The organism is Pseudomonas sp. PDM09 (assembly GCF_014852305.1).
GTDB lineage: Bacteria > Pseudomonadota > Gammaproteobacteria > Pseudomonadales > Pseudomonadaceae > Aquipseudomonas.
In genome coordinates this window covers 52,070-76,903 of the sequence record NZ_JACVBI010000005.1, presented here as the reverse complement: position 1 = coordinate 76,903, position 24,834 = coordinate 52,070, and the positions used below count along the sequence as shown (strand labels likewise).

Here is a 24,834-nt window from a genome sequence, read left to right as displayed (position 1 = left end):
GACCTTTTTGTCCGCAATCAAAGGAGTGAGTGTTGGATAAGCTCAATGGCATCACGGTGTTTGTGCAGGTCGCCGAAAGCCGCAGTTTTGTTGGAGCCAGTCGTTTGTTGGGGATCTCCGCCTCGGCGGTGGGCAAGAGCATCGCGCGCATGGAAGAGAAACTCGGCGCACGCCTGTTCCATCGCAATACCCGCAGCATCAACCTGACCAGTGAAGGCTCGTTGTTTCTGGAGCGCTGCCGCCGGGTGCTCAGCGAACTGGAAGCCGCCGAGCAGGAACTCTCCAGTTTCAGCGAGACACCGCGAGGTAAACTGCGCATCAGCCTGCCGCTGCTGGGCAACGTTCTGTTCATGCAGCTCTCACGATTCATGCAGCACTATCCAGACATCCAGCTGGAACTGGACTTCACCGATCGGCTGGTGGATGTGGTCGAGGAAGGTTTCGACGCCGTGGTGCGCACTGGCCAGTTGCACGACTCCCGGTTAATGGCCAGGAAACTCGACAGCTTCAGCTTCTATCTGGTCGGCGCCCCCAGTTACTTTGCCAGCCACGGCTACCCGCAGAATGTCGAGCAACTGCAGGAGCACCACTGTCTGCATTACAAACTGCCCTCCACGGGCAAACTGGAAAAATGGCCACTGTCGGGGCTTGCCGAAGGTACTGAGTTGAAAGTACCGGCCACGATGGTCTGCAATAATCTTGAAATGCTGATCCACATGGCCCGCCAAGGACTGGGCATCGCCTGCGTCCCGGAGTTTGCGGTACGCGAGGCACTGGCGGCCGGAGCGCTGGTGTCGATACTGGACGACAAAGTGCTGCGCACACTGAACATCCAGGTGGTATGGCCGTCGAGCCGCTACCTGACGCCAAAGTTACGAGCGTTTATTGACTTTGTTTGTGATGGCGCAACGGCGGGCCTCAGAAGTGGCAACGCAGCAGTAAGTGATTGAGGCGTTACAGGCCCGGTGTTCAGCGTCATTGCACGGAGGAACTGCTCGCGGGTCTGCGCATCGCGAGCAAGCGCAATTCATGAATCAATTGCCTCCGATGCCTGAAACCGCGCCCGATACCGCCCCGGGCTCTCCCCTGTCCACTTCTTGAACGCGCGATGGAACGCACTCGGCTCCTGAAACCCCAACTGCTCGGCAATATCGCTGATGCTCGCCTTGCTCTGGCGCAACCGGTCAAACGCCACCGCGCGCCGCACTTCATCCTTGATCTCCTGATACGAACAGCCTTCACGTCCCAGTTTGCGGCGAAAGGTGCTGGGGCTCAGGTGCTGTTCCAGGGCGAAGGCCTGCAAGGTCGGCCATTCGCTGTAATGGCTGTGGCGCAGGCGCTGATGAACCTGCGAGGTCAGCCCATGCTGGTTGCGGAAGCGGATCACCAGCCATTGCGGTGCGGTGCGTAAAAACACTTTCAACGAAGCAAGGTCTTGAATCACCGGCAGACGCAGGTAGTGACTGGCGAACTCGATTTCGGTGCGTTCGGTGCCAAAGGTCAGGTTGGGCCCCCAGAGCATGGCATCATCACGCAGCGACAAACGCTGATGACGAAAGTCCGCACGATCGATCGGAATGCGCCGCCCACCCAGCCAGCACAGCAGGCTGATCATCAATACCAGAAACGTTTCTTCGCCCAACCGGCTGACCTCGCTGTTCTGCGCACGGGTCTGCAAGCTGATGACCGCACGCTTGCCACGCACACTCAACGTGCCGCGAAAATCACTCAGGAACAGGGCGAAATTGGCCAGACACTGACGCATGGCTTTTTCCAGCGTCGGCTCCTGAATCAATGCCCGACAGATCAAGGCAAAACTGCCCGGTGGCATTCCGTGGGAATCCAGCTGGAAAAATTCGTCGTTCAACTCTCGAATCTGCACCAGCCACAACGCGGCGAAAGCCGTGGCCGGCACCCGTGCCGTCGGCTGGTCCATCAGTGCCGGATCAATTCCCACTTGCTCAAGCACTGACCGCAGACGCTGCGGTTCTTCACGTAGTGCATGGATCATGGGGTACATGAAGTAAACCGCCACCGAATCCGTTTCCCGCATTTGAATGCCTCTCTCGTCACATCTGAATATGGCAAAAAACGCCATCACCCTTGAACAGTTTTGGCATAGGCCAGTGGCGCTGCTGATTCTAGACTCGTGCCCAACAAAAAAGACCTATTCAGAGAGCCAACATGAACCATTCCGATATTTTTGTAGTGAGCGCCGTTCGTTCTGCCATTGGCAGTTTTGGCGGTTCACTCAAGGATGTGCCGCCTATTCAGTTGGCAACCGACGTTTGCCGCGCCGCCATCGAACGTTCAGGCCTGGCGCCCGAGCACATCGGTCATGCAGTGATGGGACATGTGATCCCGACCGAGGCACGCGATGCCTACATCTCTCGGGTGGTCGCGATGAATGCCGGCCTGACGAAAGAAACGCCCGCCTTCAACGTCAACCGCCTGTGCGGTTCGGGTTTGCAGGCGATTGTCAGTGCCGCGCAAAGTTTGATGCTGGGGGATGCGGGCGCTGCACTGGCAGGCGGCGTCGAGTCCATGAGCCGAGGCGCGTACTTGTTGCCGCAGGCGCGCTGGGGCGCACGCATGGGCGACATGCAGGCCGTCGACTACATGCTTGGGGCACTGCAAGACCCGTTTGCCGGTTTCCACATGGGTATCACCGCTGAAAATATCGCCGAACACTATGGCATCACGCGTCAGGCCCAGGACGAATTGGCGCTGCTCAGCCAGCAGCGTGCTGCCCGGGCGATTGCCGAAGGGCGTTTTGCCGGGCAGATCGTGCCGATCGAAATTGAAACCCGCAAAGGGACGGTTACGTTTGCGACGGATGAGCATGTTCGGGCCGAGGTTAACGCCGAGCAATTGAGCCGAATGAAACCCGCCTTCAAGAAAGACGGTAGCGTCACCGCCGGCAACGCGTCCGGCCTCAATGATGGTGCCGGCGCACTGATCATGGCCACGGGCCAGACTGTTCAGGAACAAGGCCTCAAGCCTATGGCTCGACTGGTGGGTTATGCCCATGCAGGCGTTGAACCGTCGATGATGGGACTGGGTCCGATTCCCGCCACCCGCCTGGTGCTCAAGCGCGCCGGCCTGACCGTTGCCGACCTTGATGTGATCGAGTCCAACGAAGCCTTCGCGGCCCAAGCCTGTGCCGTAGCGCAAGAACTGGGCTTCGATCCACAGAAGGTCAACCCCAACGGTTCGGGCATCTCGTTGGGCCATCCGGTGGGCGCCACTGGCGCGATCATCGCCACCAAAGCCATTCACGAACTGCATCGCTGCCAAGGCCGTTATGCCCTGGCGACCATGTGCATCGGCGGCGGCCAAGGCATCGCCGTGTTGTTCGAGCGGGTTTGATAAGGACATGCGCATGATTCTTCAGAACATCGGCGTCATCGGCGCCGGCACCATGGGCAATGGCATCGCGCAAGTCTGCGCTCTGGCCGGCTTCAACGTGACTTTGATCGACATTGCCGAGAGTGCCTTGCAAAAGGCAATCGCGACCGTCGATAAAAACCTTGATCGGCAGGTCGCCAAAAACACGCTGACGCATGAGCAAAAGCTCGCTGCCCTCGACAAGATTCGCACCAGCACCGATTACAACAGCCTGCAAAACGTGCAGCTGGTGATTGAAGCCGCCACCGAAAACCTCGACCTGAAACTGCGCTTGCTACAACAAATCGCCGCGCAGGTCAGCGCTGACTGCGTGATCGCCTCCAACACGTCGTCGCTGTCCATTACGCAGCTCGCCGCCAGTGTGAGCCAGCCTGAACGTTTCATCGGTCTGCACTTTTTCAATCCTGTGCCGGTGATGGGCCTGATCGAAGTGATTCGTGGCCTGCAAACCAGCGATGCCACCCACGCCCTGGCGCTGGACATGGCGACCACACTCGGCAAAACCGCGATCACCGCCGGCAACCGTCCGGGTTTCGTGGTCAACCGGATTCTGGTGCCGATGATCAATGAAGCGATCCTGGTGTTTCAGGAAGGCCTGGCCAGCGTCGACGACATCGACGCCGGCATGCGCCTGGGCTGCAACCAGCCGATCGGCCCGCTGGCGTTGGCGGACCTGATTGGCCTGGACACCGTGCTGGCAATCCTTGAAGCCTTCTACGACGGCTTCAACGACAGCAAATACCGCCCCGCTCCACTGCTCAAGGAAATGGTCGCCGCTGGTTACCTGGGACGCAAAACGGGGCGTGGCTTCCATGCCTATGCCTGAGCGGTGCTCACGCTTCGCCGAATACCGGGACAAGGTGCTGGAGCTCTTTGCCAGCAAGGGTTTCGGTCAAGTCGGTATGCGGGAGCTCGCGACCTGCCTGGGGCTCGCCCCAGGCTCGCTGTATCACCATTACCCCAGCAAGCAGCACCTGCTGCTCGACCTGATCGAGGAGTTTTACGAAGAGCTGCTGGCCACGTTGGGGCGCATCGAACAAACGGCCCCGGCAAAACGCGACAGACTCAACCAATTGATTCGCGCGCACCTGAATCTGCATCAGGAAATGCCCTGGCATTTTCGTCTGGTGGAGCGTGACAGCGGTTGCCTGAATGAAGAGCAACAAGAACGGGTCCGGCAACTGCGCGAGCAGTACGAACGCAAGTTGCTGCTGATACTGCGCATCCGCCCCCGGTTCAGTGAACAGGGCGTGTTGGCCGTCGGTCATGCCATTGCCGCCCTGCTCAACAGCGCGCCCAGTTGGCTGACGCACTATTCGCTGGATGAACAAGAGCGCGATAATCTGCTGGAAAACATGGTGAGTGGCGCCATCGAGCGATTGCTGGCGCCAGGTGATAAGCCGCGCCTGGCCAGTGTGATCAAAAAACAGGACGTGTATCCACGGTCGCAAGACCCCATGCAATAAAATCCCGCACCGGGATTGGCACAACAGATGACACACAAACAAAAACGCCGCTCAATGAGCGGCGTTTTTGTGTTTGGAGCGAAATACAAGATTCACCTGTATTTCGCACGCCTCAGGCGTTTCAGCTCCAGGGACGGTCTCCATTCTCGTCCTTGATGCGGGTCGGCAGACCCATCACATCCAGCGCCTTGAGGAACGGCTCGGCCGGTAGCTCCTCGACGTTGGCCATGCGTTGCACATCCCATTCGCCACGGGCGACCAACAGGGCGGCCGCCACAGGTGGCACCCCAGCGGTATAGGAAATGCCCTGGCTGTCGGTTTCGGCAAAGGCTTCTTCGTGGTCGGCGACGTTGTAGATGAACACTTCGCGCGGCTGGCCATCCTTGGTGCCTTTTACCAGGTCGCCGATGCAGGTCTTGCCGGTGTAGCCAGGCGCCAGCGAGCTCGGATCAGGGAGCACGGCCTTGACTACTTTCAGCGGCACGACTTCCAGGCCTTCAGCGGTTTTGACCGGTTGCTCGGAGAGCAGGCCGAGGTTCTTGAGTACGGTGAACACATTGATGTAGTGCTCGCCAAAGCTCATCCAGAAACGCACGTTGGGCACGCCGAGGTTCTTGGACAGGGAGTGCACTTCATCGTGGCCGGTCAGGTACAGGTTCTGCGCCCCTACGACTGGCAGGTCGTCGGTGCGTTTGACTTCGAACATTGTGTTGCTGGTCCACTGACTGTTCTGCCAGCTCCACACTTGTCCGGTGAATTCGCGGAAGTTGATTTCCGGATCGAAATTGGTGGCGAAATACTTGCCATGGGAGCCGGCATTGACGTCGAGAATGTCGATCGAATCAATACGGTCGAAATACTGTTGTTGCGCCAACGCTGCATAGGCGTTGACCACACCCGGGTCGAAGCCCACACCGAGGATGGCGGTGATGTTCTTCTCTTTGCATTCCTCGAGGTGCTTCCACTCGTAGTTGCCGTACCAGGGCGGCGTCTCGCAGATTTTGCCCGGTTCTTCGTGAATGGCGGTGTCCAGGTAGGCCACGCCGGTATCGATGCAGGCACGCAGCACCGACATGTTGAGGAAGGCAGAACCAACGTTGATGACGATCTGCGATCCGGTTTCGCGGATCAGCGCCTTGGTCGCCTCGACATCCATAGCGTTCAGCGAGAAGGCTTTGATGTCAGCGGGCTCTTTGAGGCTGCCCTTGGCCTTGACGCTGTCGATGATGGCCTGGCATTTGGAGATGTTGCGCGACGCGATAGCAATACGACCGAGTTCATCGTTGTGCTGCGCGCACTTGTGGGCCACCACCTTGGCGACACCTCCTGCACCAATGATAAGCACGTTCTTCTTCAATTTTTCTCTCTCTCCTTCTCTGCCAGCTTACGAAAGGCTGGACATGTAGTCGTTGAAACCAAACTCACGAACCATCTCGACACTACCGTCGAGTTGTTTCACTACGATGGACGGCATTTTCAGGCCGTTGAACCAGTTCTTCTTGACCATGGTGTAACCCGCCGCGTCGACGAACGACAGCCGATCACCGATAGCCAAGGGACGATCAAATTGATACTCGCCGAAAATGTCGCCGGCCAGGCAGGATTTGCCGCACACCATGTAGGTGTGTTCGCCCTCGCTGGGCGCCAGCTTGGCATTCAGGCGATAGATCAGCAGATCGAGCATATGCGCCTCGATGGAGCTGTCCACGACGGCCAGGTGCTTGCCGTTGTAGAGAGTGTCGAGCACGGTGACTTCCAGCGAAGCGCTCTGGGTGATGGCGGCTTCGCCCGGCTCCAGGTAGACCTGCACGCCGTATTTCTGCGAGAAGGCCTTGAGCCGCGCGCAGAATTCGTCGATCGCGTAGCCTTCACCGGTGAAGTGAATGCCGCCGCCCAGGCTGACCCATTCGACCTTGTGCAGCAGATGGCCGAACCGCTCTTCGATGGTGCTCAACATTTGGTCGAACAGGCCGAAGTCGGCGTTCTCGCAGTTGTTGTGGAACATGAAGCCCGAGATCTGCTCGATGACTTGCTCGATCTTCACCGGATCCCACTCACCCAGACGGCTGAACGGCCGCGCCGGATCGGCCAGCAGGTAATCCGAGCTGCTCACCTGCGGATTGACCCGCAGACCGCGCACCTTGCCGGCTGAAGCCTCGGCGTAGCGCTGCAGCTGGCCGATGGAGTTGAAGATGATCTTGTCGCAGTTGTCGAGCATCTCCTCGATCTCGTCGTCGGCCCAGGCCACGCTGTAGGCATGGGTCTCGCCAGCGAACTTCTGTCGACCGAGCTTGAGCTCGTAGAGCGACGACGACGTAGTGCCGTCCATGTATTGCTGCATCAGGTCGAACACCGACCAGGTGGCGAAGCACTTGAGTGCCAGCAGGGCCTTGGCCCCGGACTGTTCGCGCACATAAGCGATCTTCTGCATGTTCGCCAGCAGCTTTTGTTTGTCGATGAGGTAGTACGGCGTCTTGATCATTTCGAGGCCTCCGGCAAGGCCAGCCAAAAAAAGGATGCGCATTGTGCCTTCACTGGCAACTTATCGAAAGAGCAGAGAGCGCAGTTTGCCGAGCCGTCCTTGATTGGATCCAGAAGCCAGCGTCAGCGGCAGCTCAAACGGCGGCTGCTTTCTCGAACACAATGCAGTACTTCATCGCTCGGGAAGTATCGACGCTATTTCGGTTTCAGATGCTGACTTTATCGCGTACCGGATCGTTCAGGGCTTCAGAATTTTGATACTGGCGAACGTTGATTCATCACGAGCCTGATCCAGCAAACTCATCGGCCTTGCCATTGGCAACGCCTGTACAACCGGCCTTGATGTCACTTGCGGTTGCGTTTGCGTCGCCAAGCGCTCATCGCTGGGTGGAATGCCGAAATACTCGCGATAGCACTTTGAAAAATGGGGTGTGGACACAAAGCCACACACCACCGACAACTCTACTATCGAAATCGGCGTTTGCTTGAGTAACTGACGAGCGCGGATCAGACGCAGCTTGAGGTAGTAGCGTGATGGGGAGGAATGCAGGTATTTCTGGAATAACCGCTCCAGCTGTCGACGGGACAAACTGACATAGTTCGCCAGTTCGTCGAGGTCGATCGGCTCTTCCAGATTGGCCTCCATCAAGGCGACGATTTCCTGCAATTTCGGTTGGTGGGTACCAAGCATGTGTTTAAGGGGCACCCGTTGATGATCCTGTTCGTTGCGGATTCGCTCGTAGACGAACATGTCGGAGATGGCCGCTGACAGTTCATGACCATGATCGCGACTGATCAGGTGCAGCATCATGTCCATTGGCGCGGTGCCACCGGAACTGGTGAAGCGGTCTCGGTCAAGGGTGAATAGACTGGAGCTGAGGTTCACTCGCGGAAATGCTTCCTGCATGGCCGCCAGAAACTCCCAGTGCACGCTGCAATCGAAGCCATCGAGCAAGCCTGCCTGGGCCAAGGCCCAACTCCCTGTGCACACGCCCCCTATCCGCTTCGCGCGCCGCGCCTGGGCTCGCAACCAGGTAACGTGCTCTCGGGTCACCGCGCTTTGAATGCCAATGCCACCGCAGACGATCACGGTATCGAGTATCGGTGCGTTATTGATCGCCGCATCCGGGGTGATCGGCATGCCATCGCTCGCCCACACTCGCTCGCCCCCCAAGCTGAAGGTGTGCCAGCGGTACAGCTCTTGTCCGGTCAACTGATTGGCCATTCGCAGAGGCTCAATGGCAGATGCCAAAGAGATCAGCGTGAACTGGTCCAGCAGCAAAAAACCAATGGTTTGCAGAGGAACGGCCTTGGAGGTGTCGTATGCCATCGAAGTTTTTTCTCGCAGTGAGCGGCAATGGCCCGTGGCGCTGGCGGCGTTAACCGCCCCGCCACTGCTGGCGCACTGAAAAGATCGCAAGCAGGTTTACGCTAATAGAGCTGCTATGCACTTTCCGCCGACACTGCACTGCGCGGCTGCCCATGCTGACGCGCGGTCACAAGGCCGATAAAGGAAATCACCAGCGCCAGACCGATGGTCGAAGAAACTTCCATACGGTGCTCGGGCGTCACCATCATCACCGCCAACGCTGCGCAGATGAAGGCGATGACAAACCAGGTGAGCCAGGGGAACAACCACATTTTGAAGGTCAGCGTGACATTCTGCCGACGCAGAATCTTGCGCATGCGCAGTTGCGACACTGCAATAGCCAAGTAGACCAGCAAGGCGATGGCGCCGGAGCTGGCGAGCAGAAACTGAAACAGTCCGGCGGGCATGAAGTAGCTGAACAAGGTCACGCCGGCTCCCAGTACGGTGCTGGCGATCACCGCTGCCCTCGGCACGCCACACGACGACGTCACCTTCAGCGGCTTCGGTGCATCACCGCGCTTGCCCAGCGAAAACAACATGCGCGAGGCAATATAGATCGACGAGTTCATGCAGCTGGCCACGGCAATCAGCACCACCACATCTACCATTAACTTGGCGTGGGGAATGTTCATCAGCTCCAGCGCTCGCTGGTAAGAGCCCACCGACGCCAGCAACGGATCATTCCAGGGCACCACGGAAATGACCACGAAAATGGACAGCAGGTAGAACACCCCGATCCGCCAGATCACCGAGCGTGTGGCTTTGGCGATGTTCTGCGCCGGGTTGCTGGATTCGGCAGCGGCAATGGTCACCGCTTCTGTACCGATGAAGCTGAACATGATAGTGATGAAAGCCCCGACAACCGCAGACAAACCGTTGGGCGCGAAACCGCCATGTTCCTCCATGAGTCGACTCAACCCGCTGGCTTCGCGCTCGGGAATCCAACCCATCAACACCGCAAAACCAAGGCCGATAAAGCCGATGATCGCCACGACCTTGGCCATCGCAAACCAGAATTCGAACTCGCCGTATTTGGACACGCTGAACAGGTTAGTCACGACTAACAGGATGATCGACGTCAAGGCAAACAACCAGGTATCGATCTGCGGGAACCATTGGTTCAATACATGCCCGGCCGCGAGCGCCTCGATGGGTATCACCAGCACCCAGAACCACCAATAGAGCCAGCCGATAGTGAAGCCTGCCCAACGTCCGATTGCCTGGTCGGCGTAGGTAGAGAACGATCCGGTGTCCGGGTTGGCAACCGCCATTTCGCCCAGCATGCGCATGACCAGAACGACCAAAAGGCCGGAAAACAGATAAGCCAGCAATACCGCCGGCCCCGCCGCAGCGATGGCATGTCCGGAGCCAACAAACAGACCTGCGCCGATAATCCCCGCGATAGAAAGCATTGTGACGTGACGCGGTTTGAAACCCTGCGCCAACTGACCGTTCGAATCTCTGGAGTTCAGGTTATTCATTGTTTTTTTTGTTCTCTGGTGATCGACGTTAGGCGTACTGACTGAGGGTCAGGCGATCATCATTTTTCCCTGTTGCCGCGTCTCGAACGCGGCGCACCTCAACGCTCCGGAGTTTCTAAATCAAGCATCACAGCCGCACCCGACCATGAAGTGACGCGCCACCTTACGCGTCTTGACTTGGAAGCCAGTAGCCCGAGTGCGCCACTTACGAGTCTGATTTCGACACGCGTTGCGCGTATCGCGTGTGGTGCATTACCCGAAAAAAAGAGACCGAAGCTGGCCATTGCCACTCAGCAATATAGAAATCGGCCTATGGCTCAGTGCGCGCCACACCCCAAACCGATGTTCGGGTCGACACTGAGACAAGGTTTCCTCATCAAGCCGCCAGGTTCTGGACTACGCTGAAAACACAACCGGAGGCTTCCAACTATGTGCGGACGTCTTTCCCAGTACCGAGGCATTCATGACTTTGTCGCGGCGCTCAACATTCCAAACGCATTGATCAACTATGCAGGAGACCAGCCTTTAGAGCTCTACAACGTCGCGCCATCCGCTCAGCTCGCCCTCTTCCACCAGGAAGGTCAGTTTATGCGAGCCGATATGGTGCGCTGGGGATGGCGGCCACGCTGGGCAATGGAGCAGCATGCCGCGCCGATCAAGGTCCGAGTAGACGGAGTTGCCCATAATCCATTCTTCAGAACGATATGGCCGCATCGGGCGATCATCGCGATCGACAACTGGTTTGAATGGGTGGACGAAGGTGGAGCGAAAACACAGCCTTATCTGATCCGGCGCAAGGATCGCGCCCCAATCTTCTGCACCGCGATAGGCCAGTACCCCACCGCCGAGCATGCACCGGAAGCGCATGACGGCTTCGTGTTCATCAGCGCCGACAGCAAGGGCGGCGTGGTGGATATACACGACTGGCAGCCAGTGACGCTCAATCCCGAACTGGCGCGGGAATGGCTGAATCCAGCTACATCGGAAAAGCGCGCGGAGCAAATAATGCTATTACAGTGGGAACCGCCGGAGGCTTTCGAGTGGTTCAAGGTCGACCGCGCTATCGGTAATATCCGCAATCAGCAAAGCGGCCTGATCAATCCCAGCGATCCGCTTATCTAACTAGTAGCAGCGTTGGTACCTAAATCAGGTCATGTCGGTTTGCCCAGGAGCGTCAGAAGGACTGCATTTGGCCGAAACCATCCCTCCCCCCCCCACAACAATCGACCAATCGCACCCCGCATCACTATCTAGCCCCCTGCTGATATTCACGAGGCGTACATCCAAACTCGCGACGGAAAACCGTGTATAGATATTGTGCGGATTTGAAACCGCAAGTGCGGGCAACGTCCGCAATCGCGGTGTCGGTATTTTCCAGCCTGCTGGTGGCCGCCGCCAATTTGAAACGCAAAATCTCGTCGTGCACGCTGCAGCCTCGCACGATGCGAAAGTGCGATTCCAGCGATGAGCGCGACACGCCGACATAAGCCGCCACCTGTGCCGTCTTGATGCCCTGACAGGCATATTGGCGGATAAACAGCAGCGCTTGCATGACGTAGGGGTTGCCCAAAGGTTGGTGCAAACTCGACACCTGCACGTTGATCGCATCAGGCGGAATCAGGATGTGCGTGCCCGTGGACGGCATGCCGTGCAGCATCTGGTGGAGTAATTGCGCGGCGGTGCGGCCCATGGTTTCGGTGCCCTGGATAACCGAGCTCAGGGGAACCCGGGTCAGGCTGCGTGTGAGTGGGTCGTTGTCGATACCGATCAACGCCACCTGCTCCGGTACGGCGATTCCGGCGGTCAGGCAGGCTTGCAGCAACTGCCGGGCGCGGGCGTCACTGACGGCGATGATACCGATGGGCTTGGGCAGGCTTTGCAGCCAGGCGATCAGTTGTTCGACGGCGCTGTCCCAGAGCGGTGCGCTGGTTCCCATGCCGCGATAGACCTCGGCGTGCAAGCCGTCACGTTGCATCAGTCGTTGAAAGGATTTTTCCCGCTCCTGGGCCCAACGATTGGCCTGCGCTTCAGGCAGGCTGAAGCAGGCAAAACGCTGCAGCCCGGCCTCGATCAAGTGCGCGTAAGCCAGGGTAATCAGTGCGCTATTGTCGGTGGCGACGTACGGGATCCCTTTCGGGTAGGCCCGCTCATCCTGATAAGAACCACCCACCGCCACCACCGGCAACTTGATGTCGGCCAGCGCCTCGCCAATCAGCGGATCATCGAAGTCAGCAATGATCCCGTCACCTTGCCAGCGCTCGATTCCTTTCAACCGGCAGAGAAAATCCTCTTCCAGGAACAGGTCCCAGGACGCGCGGGTGCTGCTCAGGTAGTTACCGATGCCGCTAATGATGCCCCGGTCATAGATCTTGCTCCCGTTGAACAACAGTGCGATGCGGTGAACAGGCGGTACTGTTTTCATTGTTTTTATGTTTGTTCCGGGGCCCCTTGTCACGGAGGCGGTTTGCACAGACTAGGCGCGCAGACGACGAATCTCAATACGCAAAATCGCACCCTGTGTTGGTGATTTTCATAATCAGCAGGCAAGGGGCCGTTGCTAGTATCGAGACACCGCCAAGAACAACAAGGACATTGCCAATGCTGTACTTCCCCGATGTCGACAAGATTCGCTACGAAGGCCCTGCCAGCGATTCTCCCCTCGCCTTCCGTCACTACGACGCCGACAAAATCATCCTCGGCAAACCCATGCGCGAACACCTGCGCATGGCCGCCTGTTATTGGCACACCTTCGTCTGGCCGGGTTCCGACGTGTTCGGTGCAGGTACTTTCAAGCGCCCTTGGCAACACGCCGGCGACCCGATGGAGCTGGCCGTTGGCAAGGCGGAAGCCGCGTTCGAGTTCTTCTCCAAACTGGGTATCGACTATTACTGCTTCCACGACACGGATGTCGCCCCGGAAGGCAACTCACTGAAGGAGTACCGCAACCACTTCGCGCAAATGATTGATCACCTGGAGCGACACCAAGAAGAAAGCGGGATCAAGCTGCTGTGGGGCACCGCCAACTGCTTCAGCAACCCGCGCTTTGCCGCAGGCGCCGCCAGCAACCCGGACCCCGAAGTGTTTGCCTTCGCCGCTGCCCAGGTCTTCAGCGCCATGAACGCGACCCAACGCCTGAAAGGGTCCAATTACGTGTTGTGGGGCGGTCGCGAAGGCTACGAAACCCTGCTCAATACCGACTTGAAGCGTGAACGCGAACAATTGGGCCGCTTCATGCGCATGGTGGTCGAGCACAAGCACAAGATCGGTTTCAAAGGCGACCTGCTGATCGAACCCAAGCCGCAGGAGCCGGCCAAGCACCAATACGATTACGACAGCGCCACCGTGTTTGGCTTTCTCCAGCAGTTCGGCCTGGAAAAGGAAATCAAGGTCAACATCGAAGCCAACCACGCGACCCTGGCAGGTCATAGCTTTCATCACGAGATTGCGACGGCCGTCTCGCTGGGGATTTTCGGCAGCATCGACGCCAACCGCGGTGATCCGCAAAACGGCTGGGACACCGATCAATTCCCCAATAGCGTCGAAGAAATGACCCTGGCCACCTATGAAATTCTCAAGGCCGGCGGGTTCAAGAATGGCGGGTACAACTTCGACTCCAAGGTTCGCCGCCAGAGCCTCGATGAGATCGATCTGTTCCATGGCCACGTCGGCGCAATGGACGTCCTCGCCCAGTCTCTGGAGCGGGCTGCCGCCATGGTGCTGAACGACCAGCTTCAGTTGCTCAAGGATCAGCGCTACGCCGGCTGGCAGCAGCCGTTCGGGAAGGCGGTGCTGACAGGTGAGTTCAACCTCCAGTCATTGGCCGAACATGCATTTGCCAACGAACTGAATCCGCAAGCCGTCAGCGGCAGACAGGAAATGCTCGAAAACGTCGTCAACCGGTTTATCTATCGCTGATCGCCAACGGAGTCTACGAGCGCAACAACGCTGTGACATTCGCACGACAAATCTGTGTCCGCTGCGTCTGCCGATTCTCTACAGTTCTACCAGCCCGAGACTCATCGTCAGGCAGTGTCTTTCAAACAAAAATAAAAGGACGCACCACCATGAAGAATGTAAAACGCGCGCTATTGGCCAGCGCCCTGGCGCTGCTGTCGCTACCGGTAATGGCCGATGCTGCCCATCCGAAAATCGGTTTCTCCATTGATGATCTGCGGCTGGAACGCTGGTCGCGTGACCGCGATTACTTCGTTGCGGCGGCGGAGAAAATGGACGCCAAGGTCTTCGTACAGTCGGCCGATGCCAACGAGCAAAAGCAGATTTCGCAAATCGAAAACCTCATTTCCCGTGGCGTTGATGTCATCGTCATCGTGCCGTTCAACGCCACGGTGCTGACCAACGCAGTGGCCGAAGCGAAGAAAGCCGGGATCAAGGTCGTGTCCTATGACCGCCTGATACTCAACGCGGATATTGACGCCTACATTTCCTTCGATAACGAAAAGGTCGGCGAGATGCAGGCCAGCGGCGTGTTGCACGCGGCGCCCAAGGGCAATTACTTTCTGCTCGGTGGTGCGCCCACCGACAACAATGCAAAAGTCCTGCGCGAAGGTCAGATGAAAGTGCTGCAACCGGCCATCGACAAGGGGGATATCAAGATCGTCGGCCAACAATGGGTGAAGGAATGGAATCCTACCGAAGCGCTGAGCATTGTTGAAAACGCCTTGACCCGCAACGACAACAAAATCGACGGCATCGTCGCCTCCAACGACGCCACGGCGGGCGGCGCCATCCAGGCACTGGCCGCTCAGCAGCTAGCCGGCAAGGTGCCGATTTCAGGGCAGGATGCAGACCTCGCGGCGGTCAAGCGAGTGATCGCCGGCACGCAAACCATGACCGTGTACAAACCGCTGAAACTCATCGCCACCGAAGCCGCCAAGCTCTCGGTACAACTGGCGCGTAATGAGAAACCCGCTTACAGCTCGCAGTACGACAACGGCAGCAAAAAAGTCGACACCATCCTGCTCACTCCGACTCCGTTGACCAAGGACAACATCGACCTGCTGGAACAGGACGGGTTTTACACCAAGGCGCAGATTGCCGGGCAGTAATCATCACCTCGTGATGCACCCTGCAGGAGCCAGCTCGCTCCTGCGGGCCCCGCCTCGTACCTGCCGCTTATGAGTCTCTGCCATGTCCGACTATCTGCTGCAAATGAACGGTATCGTCAAAACCTTCGGCGGTGTCAAAGCGCTCAATGGCATCGACATCACGGTCAAGCCCGGTGAGTGCGTCGGGCTGTGCGGCGAGAATGGCGCCGGCAAGTCCACGCTGATGAAAATCCTTTCCGCGGTCTACCCCCATGGCACCTGGGACGGGGAAATCCTCTGGGACGGTCAACCGCTCGAGGCGCAATCGATCAGCGAAACGGAAGCCGCCGGCATCGTCATCATTCACCAGGAACTGACGCTGGTTCCCGACCTGTCGGTGGCCGAGAACATTTTCATGGGCCATGAACTGACGCTGCCCGGTGGGCGGATGAATTACCCGGCGATGATCCACCGCGCCGAAGCCCTGATGCGTGAATTGAAAGTGCCGGACATGAACGTATCGCTGCCGGTTTCGCAGTACGGCGGCGGCTATCAGCAACTGGTGGAAATCGCCAAGGCCCTGAACAAGCACGCGCGTCTGCTGATCCTCGACGAGCCTTCATCGGCCCTGACCCGTTCGGAAATCGAGGTGCTGCTGGACATCATCCGCGACCTCAAGGCCAAGGGTGTCGCCTGTGTCTACATCTCCCACAAGCTCGATGAAGTGGCTGCCGTGTGCGACACCATTTCGGTGATCCGTGACGGTAAACACATCGCGACGACCGCCATGGCGGACATGGATATTCCACAGATCATCACCCAGATGGTCGGACGGGAAATGAGCAACCTCTACCCCACCGAGCCACACGACATTGGCGAGGTGATTTTCGAGGCCCGTCACATCACCTGCTACGACGTCGACAACCCCAGGCGCAAACGGGTCGACGATATTTCCTTCAGCCTCAAACGCGGGGAAATCCTCGGCATCGCCGGGCTGGTCGGTGCAGGCCGCACCGAACTGGTGACAGCGCTGTTCGGCGCCTACCCCGGTCGCCACGAAGGCGAAGTCTGGCTGGACGGCCAACTCATTGACACCCGCACGCCGCTCAAGTCAATCCGTGCCGGCCTATGCCTGGTGCCCGAGGACCGCAAGCGCCAGGGCATCATTCCAGACCTGGGCGTCGGCCAGAACATCACCCTGGCCGTGCTCGACAGTTACTCGAAACTGACCCGCATCGATGCAGAAGCCGAACTGAGCAGCATCGATCGGGAAATTTCGCGCCTGCATCTCAAGACCGCGAGCCCGTTCCTGCCGATCACCAGCCTGTCCGGCGGCAATCAACAAAAAGCCGTATTGGCGAAGATGCTGCTGACCAAACCCCGAGTCCTGATTCTCGATGAGCCCACCCGCGGTGTGGATGTCGGTGCCAAGTACGAGATCTATAAGCTGATGGGGGCGCTGGCGGCCGAAGGCGTGTCGATCATCATGGTGTCTTCGGAGCTCGCCGAAGTGCTCGGCGTTTCCGACCGCGTACTGGTGATCGGCGAAGGCCGGTTGCGGGGTGACTTCATCAATCACGGACTCACCCAGGAACAGCTGCTCGCCGCCGCACTCAGCCAGCCTGATGGCCATAACAATAATGATCGGAAATCCGCGTAAATGAATCAGGTCAAACAGCTCTTCACTCGCTACAAGATGCTCGCACTGATGTTTGCCGTGGCGTTTATCTGGCTGTTCTTCAGCTGGCAGACCGAGGGTGGATTCCTGACACCGCGCAACCTCTCCAACTTGCTGCGCCAGATGTCCATTACCGGGATTCTCGCCTGCGGCATGGTGCTGGTCATCATCAGCGGCGAGATCGATTTATCGGTGGGCTCATTGCTGGGCCTGCTCGGTGGCATCGCGGCCATTCTCGACGTGATCTACCACCTGCCGCTGCTGGCGAACCTGGGCCTTGTCGCCCTATGCGGACTGCTGATCGGCCTCGCCAACGGCTACATGGCCGCCTACCTGCGCATACCGTCGTTCATCGTCGGGCTGGGGGGCATGCTGGCTTTCCGCGGCATTTTGCTGGGGATTACCGGCGGCACGACCATCGCCCCGGTATCGCCGGAGCTCGTCTATATCGGCCAGGGTTATTTGCCCCACACGATCGGCACGGGCCTGGGCGTACTGCTGTTCGCACTGACGTTGTTCCTGACCTGGAAACAACGGCACAATCGCGCCCTTCACGGCCTGGCCGCACACTCACTGGTGCGTGACGCCATACGCGTGCTGTTGATCGGCGCGGTGCTGGCCGGCTTCGTCCAGACCCTCAACAGCTATGACGGCATTCCCGTGCCGGTCCTGCTTCTGCTGGTTCTGCTGGGCGGGTTCAGCTACGTGACCAGCCAGACCGTCTTCGGCCGACGCGTCTACTCCGTGGGCAGCAATATGGAAGCGACACGCCTGTCCGGTATCAATGTGCAGGCCGTGAAGCTGTGGATTTTCGGGATCATGGGCGTGATGTGCGCCCTCGCCGGCGTGGTCAACACCGCACGACTGGCCGCCGGTTCGCCCTCGGCCGGCAGCATGGGCGAACTCGACGCCATCGCCGCGTGCTTCATCGGCGGCACCTCCATGCGCGGCGGTTCCGGCACCGTCTACGGCGCCCTCCTCGGCGCTCTGGTCATCACCAGCCTGGACAACGGTATGTCCATGCTCGACGTCGACAGCTACTGGCAGATGATCGTCAAGGGCAGCATTCTGGTGTTGGCCGTGTGGGTCGATGTGAGCACCCGGACTGGGAGACGTTGATTCACTGTGGATGAGGTGATTCACGACAGTCTGCTTCAGGCGAGGTGCGCGTTGTCGTGGTGGTCGTAATGCGGCCACTGATGGTTAGCGACCGGTGATTTGGGTCGATGAAGCTCAGGGATGAGTCTTGGCTAAGATGAAGTCGATCAGCGCTCTGGATGCGGCTGACAACTGCCGGTGAGGCGGATAGATAATCGAGAATGGCCTGCTGCGCCCACCCAACTCTACAAGGACCTCCACCAACTCTGCGCGCTGCACCCTGTCGCGGATGATGAAGTCATAGGTCTGACAGATTCCCAGACCGCTTTGTGCTAATGAAACGATTCCGAGGACATCATCGGATACCACGACATTGGCATGCGGTATCCACTCCAGGTTTTCCCCGTCAAGACAGAACAACCAAGGCCCGATCTTGCCGCTGCTGGGCATGATGAACGGCAAGCAAACGTGTTCACTCAACATATCCAGTGTCGCAGGGACACCGGCGCGAGCCAGGTACTCGGGTGAGGCGACCAGAGTCAATCGAGCATCTTCCAGCTTGCGTCCGACCAGGCCACTGTCAGGCAACTGTCCCAAGCGAATCGCCAGATCATAGCCCTCAGCAATCAGGTCAACGTTGCGATTGGTGATACTGAGCTCCACCTGAACAGCAGGATACTGCCTGGCAAATGCGCTGAGCAGCGGCGGCAGACGGTGATGCCCATATGTTGTCGGTACGCTCATGCGCACGCGTCCACTCAACTCGCCTTCCTGGCCGCGAATGGCTCGCTCCGCCTCTTCGATCTGGGTAAATGCCAGACGGGTCTGCTCCAGATACAACCTGCCGGCGTTTGTGAGACTGAGCCTGCGGGTGGTACGTCGCAACAATTGCACGCCAAGGCGCGACTCAAGCCTGGTCAACGCGCGGCTGAGAACCGAAGGTGTGGTCGCCAGTGAGACGGCAGCAGCGCTGACAGTGCCCTGCTCCACCACACGCATGAAAACCTCCACATCGCCAAGATGGTCGAATTTACGCGGCATTATTGCTTTCCAGGACCAAATGATTTCCATTTTAGGTGGTTTTTCGCCATATAACACACCAATAGAGTGTCCTGCGAAGAGGCGACAACCGTTCGCCTAACTGTTTGCGGACTCGACATGAAGACAATGACCCGTATTGCCCTGATTACAGCCTTGGTCGGCACCAGCCTGACGGCGAGTGCTGGCAACGTGCTGGTGGTGCTATCCGATTCGGCGACCCTCGATCTTAAGGAGGGCAAGGTCTTCTCGACCGGTTTCTACCTGAACGAGCTGTTGCAACCCGTGAAGATGCTGCTCGACGCTGGCCATGATGTCACTTTCGCTACCCCGAAAGGTAAGGTCCCGACTGTGGACAAGACGTCTATCGACAAACTGTACTTCAACAACGATGAGGCCACGCTTGAGACCTACAAGCATTTGCTCGGCCAATTGAAACTGACCGTGCCGGAACAATCACCGGTCATCAGCCTCGCTCGCGTGGAGCAGATCGGCTACGCGCATTTCGATGCTGTCTACATTCCTGGTGGCCATGCGCCGATGCAGGATCTGCTGCATAGCCGTGCGCTGGGTCGCTTGCTGATGGACTTCCATGCTCGAGGCAAGACCACTGCCCTCGTCTGCCACGGCCCGATCGCCTTGCTGTCGACCCTGCCCGACGCGCAGAACTTCACCCGACAACTCCTGACCGCGAAGCCGGTGAACGCCAGCGCCGACTGGATCTATGCGGGCTACAAGATGACCGTTATCAGCAACAAGGAAGAGGAAGCAGCCAAAGGTCTGCTCAACGGTGGCGAGATGAAGTTCTACCCGCAAACCGCGCTGGAGAAAGCCGGTGGGTTGTACAGCAGTAACACGGCAAACTGGGCGCCCAATGTAGTCTTGGATCGCGAGTTGATCACGGGCCAGAATCCAGCCTCGGCCACCGAGGTCGGCAAGGCATTGCTCCTCCGATTGAAGTAACGCACCTGCTGCGCATGGCTAAAACGATATCGCCCGACACTCCCACACAGAGTTCGGGCGACTGTGCCAGCATCGGGGCCACGCCGTTGTCCTCCACATTGAGGGAGGACAACGGTGGATCAGTCACAATGAGTGGCGGTCGCTGTCCGGCAAGAAGCGGTCACCGGGATGCGCCTGGAAAACGAGTTGATTCAGCATCAGAAATGACCGTGTGTGCCGACACGACGGCTGATATCTTTCCCGCGCACCAAATCGTGTCCAGTCGACACTGATCCCATCAAGGAAGATAAAACAATGAAAATATTATTCATCGCTTCGCTAGGAATTTTATCGCTAATTCAAACATCCCTATCCTTCGCGGATAATGTTAATGGAAAAAATCTCTATTTACAGCGATGCACCATGTGCCACGGAATAGATCTCAAAGCAACAGGACCATTGGCTAATAAAAGCAATCCTCCTACACCTGATCTAACAACATCCGCTTTCAAAAAACGATTAAATGATTATCCGGGCGTAATTGTGTCATCGATAATACTTCGTCCAAATGGAGACTTGATTCCAAAAACTTTGCGAGAGAATGGTGTAAAGCTATCGCCGTACTCATGGAGGATTGAAGATCTGCGCGATATAAATCAATACATGGGTGGTGTGATTTCGAAAAATCGATGATTTTTGAAAGAGGTACCGTGTCCACCGTCCATCTTTGGCCCTTTTCTACCGAGTGCCACAGCGAGGATCCATCGGCACACGCAGAGGCCACAAAGCCTACAGCGTTAGGTCAATGTCTGGATTCGTTCGCAGACATGCAGCCCGATATAGCTGTCGATACGCCGCCACCAATTGCTCCAGTGTAAACGCAAGATTTCGCCCACTGGGGTTGGGCAGCACCCAGACGGCTGCACCGCAGAGCGTCTGGGCCTGACGCCCCCACTGATTAACCTTCTGCCCGGACAATCCGACATAGGCCGCTTTTCCGAGAAACGCCACATGGAGCGGTGCATAGCGGGCAATCTTCTGCTCAAAACTCACAGCGGCGTCGGTGAATTCCTGGGCGGACAATTGATCAGCCCGCGCTGTCGGTCGTGCGACCACGGCGGTCAATCCACATTGGTACTCAAGGATTGACCGGTCGTTTTCAGGCCGCACTTCTTCGGGAGTGAACCCTGCCAGATGCAGCGTCCGCCAGAAGCGATTTCCCCGTCCCGCAAAATGATGCCCCCGGGCCGCAGCCAGCAGGCCGGGATTGATCCCGCAAAAAACCACTGACAGACCTTCAGCCAGAATGTCTTCAAGCCCTTCCATGACCCATCTCAACCGCAAATGACGTTGACGGCATTGCGCGCAAGGCCGCTCAACTCTTCGCGGGATTTACCCGCCCGCGCGCGAATTGAAATGCTATGCAGCAGCGAGGAAGCGAGTACTGCAAGTGCTGCCAGATCGGTACCGGGCTTCAGTTCGCCGGCATCAATCGCGGTTTGCAGGCGCGCTTCGAGATCGGCATCGAGCTGGCCGAGCCGCGCAGACAGCACATTGCGGATTTCCGGATCCTCGACGGCCTCAGTGGTCGCTGTGCCAATCGCAAAACAGCCACGCGGCTGCCCATCCCCCGAGAAATAGATCGCTAGTTGCCCTTCATAAAAATGGGTCAGCGCTTGCTCCAGTGTCAGGCTGCTGTCGGTTAACGCGGACCGCATGGCACTGTGAGCCGTTTCCCAATACTGGTCGAGCGCCTTGATATAGAGAGCGTGTTTATCGCCGAACGCAGCGTACAGGCTCGGGCGATTCATTCCCGCCGCACTGGCAATACTGTCCAGCGAAGCGCCGGAGTATCCGGTGTTCCAGAACACCCCGAGCGCCTGTTGCAGCGCTGTCTGCGGATCATACGCGCGAGGACGGCCGCGGCCTTTTCCTTCTGTCGTTTTATTTTGTGCCATGTCGTACAAATTCCTTGCATGAAGATGGGGTCGCTCATATTCTTACACCATCGCACAAAATTAAGGAACCAGAAATTCCTTGATCGGCAGCGCAGCTCAATCGGGACTGACAACGACGAAACAGCGGTACGGAGCGATCCTCCCCCACCGCGCACGGATTTGATTACTCACAGCAATTAATGACGTCGGGGCCGCAGGCGATCGCGCACAGGTCGGCCCGATTTCCCGGTTAAGGGTGGATTCGATCATGACCAAGCAATTCGATCTCTCAGCAATACCAGCTAACGCACACCCAGCCCCTGACTTGGCTGACGCACCGCCAAAAAAAACCCTTAAGCACAAGCTCCGGCCGCTGCTCATGGCAGGCGTCCCCGCCCTCTTCGCCGTCATCGGCTACAGCCAATACGTGGCGAACGCGCCGTTCGTGTCCACTGACAACGCCTATGCCCGCGTGGCCAAGGCCTCAATCAATGCGCGGATTTCCGGGCAAGTGATCGAGATCGCTGTCGATGACAATCAACAGGTGCGCAAGGGCCAGATCCTGTTCCGCATCGACCCCAAACCGCTCCAGATCGCCGTTGACCGTGCCCAAGCCCGGTTGGGCACCGCACGCCTGAGCATCGACGGACTCAAGGCCAACTACCGCCAGCAACAGGCCGAACTGCAATCGGCCAAGGCGTCGGCCGATTACGATCAGAAAGAGTTCACCCGCAAAAAAGCGTTGATGGCTACCGAGTTCGTATCCCGGGCCCTTTACGAGCGTGCCGAAACCGACCTGAAGGTCTCGCAGCAACGCATCGCCTCAATCGAACAACAGATCGCCAGCGCCATCGCCGCCCTCAACGGCAACCCGGATATCGCCATCGACAGTCACCCCGCGGTGCGCGAGGCCCAGGCACTGCTCGACGAAGCGCTGCTCTACCTTTCCTACACGACAGTGACCGCGCCAGATAACGGCATCGTCGCCAAGGTCGACGATCTGCAGGTCGGCAACTACGTCAACAATGGCGCCGCCGCGTTCACGCTGATCTCCGATCGGGAGATCTGGGTCGAGGCCAACTTCCGCGAGACGCAAATCACGCACATGCGCCCCGGTCAGCCAGCGACCATCACCCTCGATACCTACCCGGATCGGCAGTTCAAAGCACACGTGATCAGCATGAGCCCCGGTGCCGGCGCTGACTTTGCCCTGCTGCCGCCGGAGAACGCGACCGGCAACTGGGTGAAGGTGGTGCAGCGGGTTCCAGTTCGCCTTGAACTGGACGAGGCCGATCCTGCCCTGCCGCTGTTCTCCGGCACCAGCGCCACGGTCAAGGTCGATACCGGGCACCGCACGCCATGGTGGCATCCGCTCAAGTCGTTGTTGACCGCAGGTAATTCGTGATGAACGCCACCGCTCACCCCCAGGCAACCAACGCGCGCTCGCTAAGGTTCGTTGCCCTGCTCGCGACGTACATGCAATCGGTGAATCTGCCGTTGCCGAATGCAGCGCTGCGTCTGATTCAGGGCAGCATTTCCATGACCGACGATCAGGCCGGCTGGATCTTCACTGCTTACCTGGCCTCCAGCGCTATCACGCTACCCATCGCGCAATGGCTGGCCGGACGCTTCGGTTTGAAGCGTGTTTATCAGAGCGCGCTTGCGTTGTTCGCACTCGGTCTGTGGCTCGCAACGCTGGCCGGCACACCGCTGGAATTTATCGGTGCACGCATCCTTCAAGGCTTGGCCAGTGGCGTGCTGGCGCCGCTGTCGATGGCCATTGCGCTGGAGACGCTGCCCGCCGAACGGCGCCCGGCGTTCGGCCCGAAATGGACGGCGCTGGTGCTGCTCGGCATCGTCAGCGGGCCGAGCATCGGCGGCTGGATCAGTGAGTATTTCGACTGGCGCCCGATGTTCTACCTCAGCCTGCCGCTGACGGCGTACATCTTCATGGTGGTGACGTTGCTGCTCGCCGAGAAGAAGGCCGATCAGCGCCCCTCGTTCGACTTCTTCGGCTTCGGCACCTTCACCCTCGGCATGATCGCCCTGCAAATGCTCCTCGACCGTGGCGAGCGCCTGGACTGGTTCGACTCGCCGGAAATCTGGATCGAAGCGCTGGCCTGTGCGCTGGGGCTGTACCTGTTCGTCGTCCATGTACTGACCGCCAAGGTGCATTTTCTCAGCAAGGGGTTGATCGGCGACCGTAACTTCACGCTGTCGACGGTGATGTTCTTCGCCCTCGGTTTCGTGCTGCTGTCGACCATGGCGCTGACCTCGCCGATGCTCGATGAAATTCTCGGCTACCCACCGGACACCACCGGTTTGCTGACCATTCCGCGCGGCATCGGACTGGTGGGCGCGTTCCTGCTGATGGGCCGTACGCCTGCCTGGATCGACACCCGCGTGTTCATCGCCGCCGGCATTGCCCTGGTGGTGTACGCCAACTGGCTGATGCTCGGTTACTCGCCGCTGATGGACTGGACACCCGTGGCGGTGACCGGATTCATCCAGGGTGTCGGCCTCGGCATTTTGATGCCGGCGCTGAGCAAGGTCGCGTTCAGCACGATTGACCCGAAGTTACGCCCGGAAGCCAGCGGATTCTTCAATCTGATGCGGGTCTACGGCAGCACCCTCGGCGTGGCGGTAGTGCAGATCTATTTCTTCAACAACACCCAGGCGATGCATTCCGCGCTGGTCAGCCACCTGACGCCGTATCGCATGACGCTGCCGACCTCGCTGCCGGCGCTTGAGGGACTCAACCATCTGGTCACGCACCAGGCGGCGTTCATCGCGGTCATGGGGCAGTTCAAGATTCTGATGATGGCGATGCTCGTGGTGAGTCCGCTGGTGTTGTTCCTTCGCAAGCCTGTTGCGGCCAACTGATATTCGGG

General features: G+C 58.5%; 22 protein-coding genes. 13 read left to right on the top strand and 9 right to left on the bottom strand.

Going from position 1 to position 24,834, the window contains the following annotated elements; translation table 11 throughout:
• The first annotated feature begins 32 nt into the window (after window positions 1–32).
• A complete protein-coding gene (locus tag IB250_RS13920; protein WP_192344504.1) occupies window positions 33–950 on the top strand; it encodes a LysR family transcriptional regulator in 918 nt (305 codons plus the stop codon).
• A gap of 77 nt (window positions 951–1,027) precedes the next feature.
• Here the strand turns inward: IB250_RS13920 and IB250_RS13915 are convergent, their stop codons facing one another.
• Window positions 1,028–2,053, bottom strand: a complete 1,026-nt coding sequence (locus IB250_RS13915; RefSeq protein ID WP_192344503.1) for an AraC family transcriptional regulator — start codon at window positions 2,051–2,053, stop codon at window positions 1,028–1,030.
• A 131-nt stretch (window positions 2,054–2,184) separates the two neighbouring features.
• On the opposite strand from IB250_RS13915, the gene IB250_RS13910 reads away from it, so the two are divergent.
• From IB250_RS13910 to IB250_RS13900, 3 genes are read left to right on the top strand one after another with little or no spacing between them, the layout of a single operon-like run.
• Entirely contained in the window at window positions 2,185–3,369 is a 1,185-nt protein-coding gene (locus IB250_RS13910) for an acetyl-CoA C-acyltransferase family protein (RefSeq protein ID WP_192344502.1), read from the top strand.
• Between the two features lie 13 nt (window positions 3,370–3,382).
• Window positions 3,383–4,234: a 3-hydroxybutyryl-CoA dehydrogenase gene (locus IB250_RS13905; RefSeq protein WP_192344501.1), complete on the top strand. Its 852-nt coding sequence runs from the start codon at window positions 3,383–3,385 to the stop codon at window positions 4,232–4,234.
• A complete protein-coding gene (locus IB250_RS13900) occupies window positions 4,221–4,874 on the top strand; it encodes a TetR/AcrR family transcriptional regulator (protein ID WP_192344500.1) in 654 nt (217 codons plus the stop codon). The genes IB250_RS13905 and IB250_RS13900 overlap by 14 nt, the downstream gene beginning before the upstream one ends.
• 121 nt (window positions 4,875–4,995) lie before the next feature.
• On the opposite strand, the gene IB250_RS13895 is transcribed toward IB250_RS13900, so the two are convergent.
• The 4 genes from IB250_RS13895 to gabP all read right to left on the bottom strand — a co-directional run bounded on the left by IB250_RS13895 (window position 4,996) and on the right by gabP (window position 10,205).
• On the bottom strand, window positions 4,996–6,231 hold the full coding sequence (locus IB250_RS13895) for a saccharopine dehydrogenase family protein (protein ID WP_033036557.1): 1,236 nt from the start codon (window positions 6,229–6,231) through the stop codon (window positions 4,996–4,998).
• 27 nt (window positions 6,232–6,258) lie between these two features.
• Complete coding sequence (nspC, locus tag IB250_RS13890; RefSeq protein ID WP_192344499.1) at window positions 6,259–7,356, bottom strand: carboxynorspermidine decarboxylase; 1,098 nt, start codon at window positions 7,354–7,356, stop codon at window positions 6,259–6,261.
• A 237-nt stretch (window positions 7,357–7,593) separates the two neighbouring features.
• Window positions 7,594–8,685, bottom strand: a complete 1,092-nt coding sequence (locus tag IB250_RS13885) for a GlxA family transcriptional regulator (RefSeq protein WP_192344498.1) — start codon at window positions 8,683–8,685, stop codon at window positions 7,594–7,596.
• A gap of 113 nt (window positions 8,686–8,798) precedes the next feature.
• A complete protein-coding gene (gene gabP, locus IB250_RS13880; protein WP_192344497.1) occupies window positions 8,799–10,205 on the bottom strand; it encodes a GABA permease in 1,407 nt (468 codons plus the stop codon).
• 429 nt (window positions 10,206–10,634) lie between these two features.
• Here gabP and IB250_RS13875 point away from each other — a divergent pair, with 429 nt between their 5' ends.
• Window positions 10,635–11,327, top strand: coding sequence for an SOS response-associated peptidase family protein (locus IB250_RS13875; RefSeq protein ID WP_192344496.1), 693 nt, complete (start codon window positions 10,635–10,637; stop codon window positions 11,325–11,327).
• Between the two features lie 124 nt (window positions 11,328–11,451).
• Here IB250_RS13875 and IB250_RS13870 read toward each other — a convergent pair whose 3' ends face one another.
• On the bottom strand, window positions 11,452–12,627 hold the full coding sequence (locus IB250_RS13870) for a XylR family transcriptional regulator (protein ID WP_192344495.1): 1,176 nt from the start codon (window positions 12,625–12,627) through the stop codon (window positions 11,452–11,454).
• A gap of 176 nt (window positions 12,628–12,803) precedes the next feature.
• On the opposite strand from IB250_RS13870, the gene xylA reads away from it, so the two are divergent.
• The 4 genes from xylA to IB250_RS13850 all read left to right on the top strand — a co-directional run bounded on the left by xylA (window position 12,804) and on the right by IB250_RS13850 (window position 18,047).
• On the top strand, window positions 12,804–14,120 hold the full coding sequence (gene xylA / locus IB250_RS13865; RefSeq protein ID WP_192344494.1) for a xylose isomerase: 1,317 nt from the start codon (window positions 12,804–12,806) through the stop codon (window positions 14,118–14,120).
• Between the two features lie 149 nt (window positions 14,121–14,269).
• A complete protein-coding gene (xylF, locus tag IB250_RS13860) occupies window positions 14,270–15,271 on the top strand; it encodes a D-xylose ABC transporter substrate-binding protein (RefSeq protein ID WP_192344493.1) in 1,002 nt (333 codons plus the stop codon).
• Window positions 15,272–15,353: 82 nt separating this feature from the next.
• Window positions 15,354–16,910: a D-xylose ABC transporter ATP-binding protein gene (gene xylG / locus IB250_RS13855; RefSeq protein WP_192344492.1), complete on the top strand. Its 1,557-nt coding sequence runs from the start codon at window positions 15,354–15,356 to the stop codon at window positions 16,908–16,910.
• Window positions 16,911–18,047, top strand: coding sequence for a sugar ABC transporter permease (locus IB250_RS13850; protein ID WP_192344491.1), 1,137 nt, complete (start codon window positions 16,911–16,913; stop codon window positions 18,045–18,047).
• A gap of 114 nt (window positions 18,048–18,161) precedes the next feature.
• On the opposite strand, the gene IB250_RS13845 is transcribed toward IB250_RS13850, so the two are convergent.
• Window positions 18,162–19,067 carry a LysR family transcriptional regulator gene (locus IB250_RS13845; protein ID WP_192344490.1) on the bottom strand — a complete coding sequence of 302 codons (906 nt, stop codon included), beginning with the start codon at window positions 19,065–19,067 and terminating at the stop codon, window positions 18,162–18,164.
• A gap of 117 nt (window positions 19,068–19,184) precedes the next feature.
• On the opposite strand from IB250_RS13845, the gene IB250_RS13840 reads away from it, so the two are divergent.
• Together IB250_RS13840 and IB250_RS13835 are read left to right on the top strand one after the other, a co-directional pair.
• Window positions 19,185–20,027: a type 1 glutamine amidotransferase domain-containing protein gene (locus IB250_RS13840; RefSeq protein ID WP_192344489.1), complete on the top strand. Its 843-nt coding sequence runs from the start codon at window positions 19,185–19,187 to the stop codon at window positions 20,025–20,027.
• A 294-nt stretch (window positions 20,028–20,321) separates the two neighbouring features.
• Window positions 20,322–20,699 carry a c-type cytochrome gene (locus IB250_RS13835; RefSeq protein ID WP_192344488.1) on the top strand — a complete coding sequence of 126 codons (378 nt, stop codon included), beginning with the start codon at window positions 20,322–20,324 and terminating at the stop codon, window positions 20,697–20,699.
• A 96-nt stretch (window positions 20,700–20,795) separates the two neighbouring features.
• Here the strand turns inward: IB250_RS13835 and mug are convergent, their stop codons facing one another.
• Both mug and IB250_RS13825 read right to left on the bottom strand, forming a co-directional pair.
• Window positions 20,796–21,332, bottom strand: a complete 537-nt coding sequence (gene mug, locus IB250_RS13830; protein WP_192344487.1) for a G/U mismatch-specific DNA glycosylase — start codon at window positions 21,330–21,332, stop codon at window positions 20,796–20,798.
• 8 nt (window positions 21,333–21,340) lie between these two features.
• Window positions 21,341–21,964: a TetR/AcrR family transcriptional regulator gene (locus IB250_RS13825; RefSeq protein ID WP_192344486.1), complete on the bottom strand. Its 624-nt coding sequence runs from the start codon at window positions 21,962–21,964 to the stop codon at window positions 21,341–21,343.
• Between the two features lie 247 nt (window positions 21,965–22,211).
• Between IB250_RS13825 and IB250_RS13820 the strand changes: the two genes are divergently transcribed.
• Both IB250_RS13820 and IB250_RS13815 read left to right on the top strand, forming a co-directional pair.
• Window positions 22,212–23,348 carry an HlyD family secretion protein gene (locus IB250_RS13820; RefSeq protein WP_192344485.1) on the top strand — a complete coding sequence of 379 codons (1,137 nt, stop codon included), beginning with the start codon at window positions 22,212–22,214 and terminating at the stop codon, window positions 23,346–23,348.
• Entirely contained in the window at window positions 23,348–24,826 is a 1,479-nt protein-coding gene (locus IB250_RS13815; protein ID WP_192344484.1) for a DHA2 family efflux MFS transporter permease subunit, read from the top strand. Before IB250_RS13820 ends, IB250_RS13815 begins: the two co-directional genes overlap by 1 nt.
• Window positions 24,827–24,834 lie beyond the last annotated feature (8 nt).

Coding starts and splice junctions, on each gene's coding strand:
- IB250_RS13870 (WP_192344495.1), bottom strand. CDS start 12,627: ATGAAAACAGTACCGCCTGTTCACCGCATCGCACTGTTGTTCAACGGG.
- IB250_RS13910 (WP_192344502.1), top strand. CDS start 2,185: ATGAACCATTCCGATATTTTTGTAGTGAGCGCCGTTCGTTCTGCCATT.
- xylA (WP_192344494.1), top strand. CDS start 12,804: ATGCTGTACTTCCCCGATGTCGACAAGATTCGCTACGAAGGCCCTGCC.
- nspC (WP_192344499.1), bottom strand. CDS start 7,356: ATGATCAAGACGCCGTACTACCTCATCGACAAACAAAAGCTGCTGGCG.
- IB250_RS13845 (WP_192344490.1), bottom strand. CDS start 19,067: ATGCCGCGTAAATTCGACCATCTTGGCGATGTGGAGGTTTTCATGCGT.
- xylG (WP_192344492.1), top strand. CDS start 15,354: ATGTCCGACTATCTGCTGCAAATGAACGGTATCGTCAAAACCTTCGGC.
- IB250_RS13875 (WP_192344496.1), top strand. CDS start 10,635: ATGTGCGGACGTCTTTCCCAGTACCGAGGCATTCATGACTTTGTCGCG.
- IB250_RS13820 (WP_192344485.1), top strand. CDS start 22,212: ATGACCAAGCAATTCGATCTCTCAGCAATACCAGCTAACGCACACCCA.
- IB250_RS13835 (WP_192344488.1), top strand. CDS start 20,322: ATGAAAATATTATTCATCGCTTCGCTAGGAATTTTATCGCTAATTCAA.
- mug (WP_192344487.1), bottom strand. CDS start 21,332: ATGGAAGGGCTTGAAGACATTCTGGCTGAAGGTCTGTCAGTGGTTTTT.
- IB250_RS13885 (WP_192344498.1), bottom strand. CDS start 8,685: ATGGCATACGACACCTCCAAGGCCGTTCCTCTGCAAACCATTGGTTTT.
- gabP (WP_192344497.1), bottom strand. CDS start 10,205: ATGAATAACCTGAACTCCAGAGATTCGAACGGTCAGTTGGCGCAGGGT.
- xylF (WP_192344493.1), top strand. CDS start 14,270: ATGAAGAATGTAAAACGCGCGCTATTGGCCAGCGCCCTGGCGCTGCTG.
- IB250_RS13850 (WP_192344491.1), top strand. CDS start 16,911: ATGAATCAGGTCAAACAGCTCTTCACTCGCTACAAGATGCTCGCACTG.
- IB250_RS13815 (WP_192344484.1), top strand. CDS start 23,348: ATGAACGCCACCGCTCACCCCCAGGCAACCAACGCGCGCTCGCTAAGG.
- IB250_RS13825 (WP_192344486.1), bottom strand. CDS start 21,964: ATGGCACAAAATAAAACGACAGAAGGAAAAGGCCGCGGCCGTCCTCGC.
- IB250_RS13900 (WP_192344500.1), top strand. CDS start 4,221: ATGCCTATGCCTGAGCGGTGCTCACGCTTCGCCGAATACCGGGACAAG.
- IB250_RS13905 (WP_192344501.1), top strand. CDS start 3,383: ATGATTCTTCAGAACATCGGCGTCATCGGCGCCGGCACCATGGGCAAT.
- IB250_RS13840 (WP_192344489.1), top strand. CDS start 19,185: ATGAAGACAATGACCCGTATTGCCCTGATTACAGCCTTGGTCGGCACC.
- IB250_RS13915 (WP_192344503.1), bottom strand. CDS start 2,053: ATGCGGGAAACGGATTCGGTGGCGGTTTACTTCATGTACCCCATGATC.